Here is a 5,839-nt window from a genome sequence, read left to right as displayed (position 1 = left end):
GTCGTCGACCATGCGCTCACCCGTTCGGTGCGTGATTGCGCGCTGCTGCTCGACCTCACCCATGGGTCCGATCCTCTGTCGCCCTATGCCGCGCCGCCGCCGAAAGGCACGTTCGCGGCCGCCGCGGCGCGCGACCCCGGCAAGCTCAGCCTGGCCGTGTACCGCAAATCCCCGCTTGGCCTGCCGATCTCGGACGAGACGCTCAAGGCGCTCGACAAGGCGGTGGCGCTTGCCCGCGAGGGCGGCCACACGGTCGAGGAGATCGACCTGCCCTTTATCGGCCGCGATTTCTTCGCCGATTTCTGCAGGACGGTTGCCTCCGCCGTCGCCGGCACGATGCGGGCCGAAGCGCTGCGCGTCGGCCGTTCCGTTACCGGTGACATCGAGCGGGCGACGCGGGTGCTCGCCCGCTTCGGCGAAATGGTGTCGGCCGGCGAGACCTATGCCGACCTGCAGCGGCTGCATGCCGCCTCGCGGCAGCTGATTTCGGAGACCGTGCAGTACGACGCCGTGCTGATGCCGGTCATTGCCCACCCGCCGCTCGCCTGCGGCGCCATGGATCCCAAAGGCGCCGACGAGCTCATCGAGAACCTGCTCGACAAGCTTCACCTGACACCCTTGCTGAAGCTGAAGCCGTTCTTCGGCCAATTGATGGACAAGAGCCTCTGGTTCACCCATTGGCCGGCGATCCAGAATGTCAGCGGCCAGCCGTCGATCGCGCTGCCGGTCCATGTCACTGACGCCGGCCTGCCGCTCGGCGTCCAGGCGGCCGGCCGTCCGGGCGACGAAGAGACGCTTTTGTCGCTCGCCGCGCAGATGGAGAAGATCTCGGGTTGGCTGGACCGCAGGGCGCCGCTGATGGTGCCGACACGATGACGAGGTCGTGAAGCGCTTGAATATGACAGCAAAGCCATTTGCGGGCGGCGCCAATTCCCGCTAAGACGCCGCCGTCCTTACCTGATGCATGTCGCCCAAAAGTGTCCAGGGGTTTTGGGACAACGACGTGCTTAAAATAAAAAGCCGGGAACCAAACCGATGACGGAAATAACCGCCACCGCCGAAATGCAGGCAGCCCTGTTGTCGCGGGCGCTGCCCTACATGCAGCGCTACGAACACAAGACGGTCGTGGTGAAATATGGCGGCCATGCCATGGGCGATATCGAACTCGGCAAGGCCTTCGCGCGCGACATCGCGCTGCTCAAGCAGTCCGGCGTCAACCCGATCGTCGTCCATGGCGGCGGCCCGCAGATCGGCGCCATGCTGGCCAAGATGGGCATCGAATCCAAGTTCGAGGGCGGCCTGCGCGTCACCGACCAGAAGACGGTCGAGATCGTCGAAATGGTGCTGGCCGGTTCGATCAACAAGGAGATCGTCGCGCTGATCAACGCCGAGGGCGAATGGGCGATCGGTCTCTGCGGCAAGGACGGCAACATGGTTTTCGCCGAAAAGGCTCGCAAGACCATGATCGATCCGGACTCCAACATCGAGCGCGTGCTCGATCTCGGCTTCGTCGGCGAGCCGGTCGAGGTCGACCGCACCTTGCTCGATCTTCTGGCACGCTCCGAAATGATCCCGGTGCTGGCGCCGGTGGCGCCAGGGCGCGACGGCCACACCTACAACATCAATGCCGACACCTTCGCCGGCGCCATTGCCGGCGCCTGCCAGGCGACGCGCCTGCTGTTCCTCACCGACGTGCCTGGTGTGCTCGACAAGAACAAGAAGCTGATCGACGAACTGACCGTGGCCGAGGCCAAGGCGCTGATCAAGGACGGCACGGTCTCGGGCGGCATGATCCCCAAGGTCGAGACCTGCATCGAAGCGATCGAACGCGGTGTCGAAGGCGTCGTCATCCTCAACGGCAAGACGCCGCATGCGGTGCTGTTGGAACTGTTCACCGAACATGGCGCCGGCACGCTGATCGTGCCCTGAGGGGCTCGTCAGCCGGCTAACTTTTTCGCCTCGGAATCTTCAATATTGCCGATGGTGGGAATGGCGAGCTTTCTGGCCGGCCGTGAAACCGTCATCGATTCCTCCTCGGCGTCCTGCGGCGCGCCCCAGAATTCAGCCAGCGTCGGGCCGTCTTTCACCCTGACGTCGCGGACCAGAAAACCCCAGACCTCGCGGAACCAGACGCGGCGGCCCATCTGTGTGTACCAGCGCATCGAATGCCGCTGCTCGGGATCCTTGTGTAACAGGATGCGGGCCAGCGCCTTCGGCCGTGATTGCACCGCCAGCTCGATCAGCTTGACGCTGAAGAACAGCATCCAGGGTTTCAGCCGCGTCATCTGCAGCACCTGGTGCTTGTAATCCCACAAGCGCGCATCCTGCTGGATCACCTTGCGATCCCGCGCGATGCGGAAGAACGGCGTCCAGCGATGCGGCGTCACATAGAGCGCCTGGATCTGGTCGGGGTCATAGGCGATGAGCTGGCGAAAGCCGCGCCACAGATCGCGGAACCCTTCGTCCTCGAAGCCGGCCACCCAGGTCGCCATCGACAGGATGCCGTTGAGGCGCAGCAGCCTTATCGCCTCGCGGTCGGATGATGTGCTGCCGCCCTTGCGGATCAATTGAAGCGTCTGCTCGTCGGTGTTTTCCATGCCGAGCAGCCAGCGGATGACGCCGGCCTTGCGGTAGAGATGCAGGGTGTCGGCATCGCGCACTATGTCGTCGGCACGGGTCGAACCGACGATCAGCACCGGCACGTTCTCGGCGATAAGGGCGTCGAGGAAGGCACGCCAGGCCTTCTTCGAGACCGTCGGATTCTCGTCGGCGAGATTGATCAGCTCGACGCCGTGCTCGCGGTGCAGCCAGGCGATCTCCCTGGCGAATTTCACCGGATCGCGATGCCGCCAGCGGGTCCAGAAGCCGCGCTGGCCGCAATAATTGCACAGATGCGGACAGCCGCGCGAAAACTGCATGACCACGGCCCGCTTGCCGCCCCAGTAACTGTACCGCGAGTGCTCAATCAGCTCCCAACCGACGCGGTAGGCGTCGAGGTCGGCAATGGTCATGGCCGCCTGTGTGGCGAAGGGGCGGCTGAGATCGTCGCGATAGGCGATGCCGGCCACGCTCGCCGGCGGCTGGTGCATTTCCAGCGCCTCGACCAGCGCCACGACGGTCGCCTCGCCCTCGCCGCGCACGATGAAGTCGAAAGCATCGGTAGCGGCCAGGATGTCGCGCCAATGATAGGTCGGGAAAACGCCGCCATAGACGATGATGGTCGCCGGCTCCCGCTGCTTGATCTGCTCAGCGATCAGCAAGGCGGTCGGGTGCGCCGAGGTCGAGCCGGAATGGCCGATCAGGACGAAGTCGGGGTGGTCCTCCAGTGCGTTGCGTACGACGTCATCGAGCGGCATCGGCCCAAACTCGGCGTCGACGAGCCGCACCTGATGGCCGGCATCGATCAGCGGTCCGCCGATCGCCAGCAGGCCGAGCGGCGGCAAATGATCGTCGGGCACGCGGCTGCCGATGGCGGTGTGCGGCGGATTGATCAGGACGATTTTCATGGCGGACCTCTTGGGCAGTTGGTCCGCGCAAGCTGGCCGGCGATGTGGACACGCGATTGGCCCGTTTCAGCAGTTTGCGTGCAGCTTTTCCCCAAGGAGTGCGAAGAGAGGCATTGTCATCGCCTGAGATGCCCGAGCGGCACATGGCCCGGCCCCTTGATGTTCTGCAGCACCAACTGCGTGTGGACGTCGCGCACGCCGTCGAGCCGCATCAGCCGGTGCATAACGAAGGCGTTGAGTTCGTCGACCGACGGCACCATGACATGCAGCAGAAAGTCATGGTCGCCAGTCATCGTCCAGCACGAGGACACCTCGTCCATGCGCTGCACGGCGGCGATGAAGCTTTCGGGCGAGCCGTCGCTGTGGCTGACCAGGCGCACCTGGATGAACACCTCGACCATCAGGCCGACCGCGCGGCGGCTGATCACCGCGGCAAATCCCTTGATGATGCCGGCCTCCTGCAGCGCCTCGAAGCGCCGCGCGCACGGCGTCGTCGACAGGCCGATCTCTTGCGCCAGTTCGGAAACCGGCTTGCGCCCGTCGCGCTGCAGGACATCGAGCATCTTGATCTCGAAATCGTCGAATTGAGGCACTTTCACTCCGATAGAGGGTTTTGTGAGTGGATGTTATCCCAAATATTCCGTTCGAGCCATCATCAAAACCGATTTGCCTCGGCAGATCGGGGTAGCCTTTTCGGCACGTCAGCCATTGATGATTTGCGAGGAGAAAAACCATGACGACGATGAGCGTTGCCGAATATGCCCGCGACTGCGCGGCGCAAGGATTGCGCGGCGACTATTCGGTCTGCCGCGCCGATTTCACCGTGTCCCAGGGCTACGATTACAGCGAAGAAGAGCAGGCGGTGTGGCGCACGCTGTGCGACCGCCAGACCAAATTGACGCGCAGGCTCGCCCACCATTCCTATCTCGACGGCGTCGAAAAACTTGGCCTGCTCGACCGTATTCCCGATTTCGACGAGGTCAGCGCCAAGCTGCGCAAATTGACCGGCTGGGAGATCGTCGCGGTGCCCGGTCTCATTCCCGCGGCCCCGTTTTTCGATCATCTCGCCGATCGCCGCTTCCCGGTCACCAACTGGCTGCGGACCAGGCAGGAGCTCGACTACATTGTCGAGCCCGACATGTTCCATGATTTCTTCGGCCACGTGCCGGCGCTGTCGCAACCGGTGTTCGCCGACTTCATGCAGATGTATGGCGAGAAGGCCGGCGACATCATCGCGCTGGGCGGCGACGAGATGATTTCCAGGCTCTACTGGTACACGGCCGAATACGGCTTGATGCAGGAGGCCGGCCAGCCGCTAAAGGCCTTTGGCGCCGGCCTGATGTCGTCGTTTACCGAGCTGCAGTTCGCGGTCGAAGGCAAGGACGCCCACCACGTGCCCTTCGACCTGGAAACGGTGATGCGCACCGGCTACGAGATCGACAAGTTCCAGCGCGCCTATTTCGTGCTGCCGTCCTTCGACGCCTTGCGCGATGCCTTCCAGACCGCCGATTTCGCGGCGATCGTCGCCCGACGCAAGGACCAGCCGGCGCTCGACCCGGCGACGCTCTAGGCAGCAGTTGCCCTGCAGCCGTCAGGCGGTGACCACCTTGCTCAGATGGTCGCCCAGCCGGCAGGCCAGCGCGGTGATCGTCGTCGTCGGGTTGCATTGGCCTGACGTGCAGAACACCGAGGAGCCGCCGACATAGAGATTGTCCATGCCGTGCACCTTGCAGTTGGCGTCGACCACACTTTTGGTGACGTCGGTGCCCATGCGCGTGCCGCCCATATGGTGATGGCCCGCCGTCTCGTCATTGGTCGGATAGTCCTGGCCGTTGCTGATCCAGTCGGCAATGCGCACGCGGCCGAGATTCTTCTCGATCAGCGTCTTGCCGAACAGTCTGAGCCCTTCGAGCAGGGTGCGATGTTCCAGTTCGGATTTCTTCCAGTGCAATTCGATGCGTGGCACGCCGGCATGGTCGACATTGGTCTTCGACAACTCGATCTGGTTGGAGGCCAGCGGCGCCTGTTCCCAGGCGACGTAGAGCTGCGCGGCGCAGCGCAGTCTCTGACTGAGCTTGGAGGACATCCACTCGGCCATGTCGGGTGCCGTGCAGGCGAGGTCGGCGATAAGGCTCTTGACGCCGGGATACGGCGTCTCGATCAGCCGGATGCCGAAATTCATGATCTGCAGCCGCTCCGTGGCGGCAAGTGTCGGCGAGAAGAAGGCCTCATTGACGGCGTCGACCTCGAACGCGTTATAGTCGGCCAGGATGGCATTGCCGCCCTCGAAGGTCGGATGCTCCATCCAGTAGCGGCCAAGCGCCGTCGCATTC

General features: G+C 63.7%; 6 protein-coding genes. 3 read left to right on the top strand and 3 right to left on the bottom strand.

Annotated elements, in window-relative coordinates:
* Together EN893_RS15530 and argB are read left to right on the top strand one after the other, a co-directional pair.
* A partial coding sequence (locus tag EN893_RS15530) for an amidase family protein (RefSeq protein WP_164900905.1) occupies nucleotides 1–876 on the top strand: 876 nt, incomplete at its 5' end.
* 159 nt (nucleotides 877–1,035) lie between these two features.
* On the top strand, nucleotides 1,036–1,929 hold the full coding sequence (gene argB / locus EN893_RS15525) for an acetylglutamate kinase (protein ID WP_013528489.1): 894 nt from the start codon (nucleotides 1,036–1,038) through the stop codon (nucleotides 1,927–1,929).
* A gap of 8 nt (nucleotides 1,930–1,937) precedes the next feature.
* Here the strand turns inward: argB and bchE are convergent, their stop codons facing one another.
* Nucleotides 1,938–3,506 carry a magnesium-protoporphyrin IX monomethyl ester anaerobic oxidative cyclase gene (bchE, locus tag EN893_RS15520; protein ID WP_127272325.1) on the bottom strand — a complete coding sequence of 523 codons (1,569 nt, stop codon included), beginning with the start codon at nucleotides 3,504–3,506 and terminating at the stop codon, nucleotides 1,938–1,940.
* Between the two features lie 116 nt (nucleotides 3,507–3,622).
* Nucleotides 3,623–4,099 carry an Lrp/AsnC family transcriptional regulator gene (locus tag EN893_RS15515; RefSeq protein WP_027040109.1) on the bottom strand — a complete coding sequence of 159 codons (477 nt, stop codon included), beginning with the start codon at nucleotides 4,097–4,099 and terminating at the stop codon, nucleotides 3,623–3,625.
* A 140-nt stretch (nucleotides 4,100–4,239) separates the two neighbouring features.
* Here EN893_RS15515 and phhA point away from each other — a divergent pair, with 140 nt between their 5' ends.
* Nucleotides 4,240–5,076, top strand: a complete 837-nt coding sequence (phhA, locus tag EN893_RS15510; protein ID WP_127272324.1) for a phenylalanine 4-monooxygenase — start codon at nucleotides 4,240–4,242, stop codon at nucleotides 5,074–5,076.
* 21 nt (nucleotides 5,077–5,097) lie between these two features.
* On the opposite strand, the gene EN893_RS15505 is transcribed toward phhA, so the two are convergent.
* The coding region (locus tag EN893_RS15505; RefSeq protein WP_245490841.1) for a GMC family oxidoreductase at nucleotides 5,098–5,839 on the bottom strand (742 nt) is incomplete at its 5' end.

The organism is Mesorhizobium sp. M7A.F.Ca.CA.004.04.2.1, assembly GCF_004022825.1.
Taxonomy (GTDB): Bacteria; Pseudomonadota; Alphaproteobacteria; order Rhizobiales; family Rhizobiaceae; genus Mesorhizobium.
The sequence above is the reverse complement of the archived record's forward strand: the minus strand, read 5'-3'. Positions and strand labels throughout refer to the sequence as shown.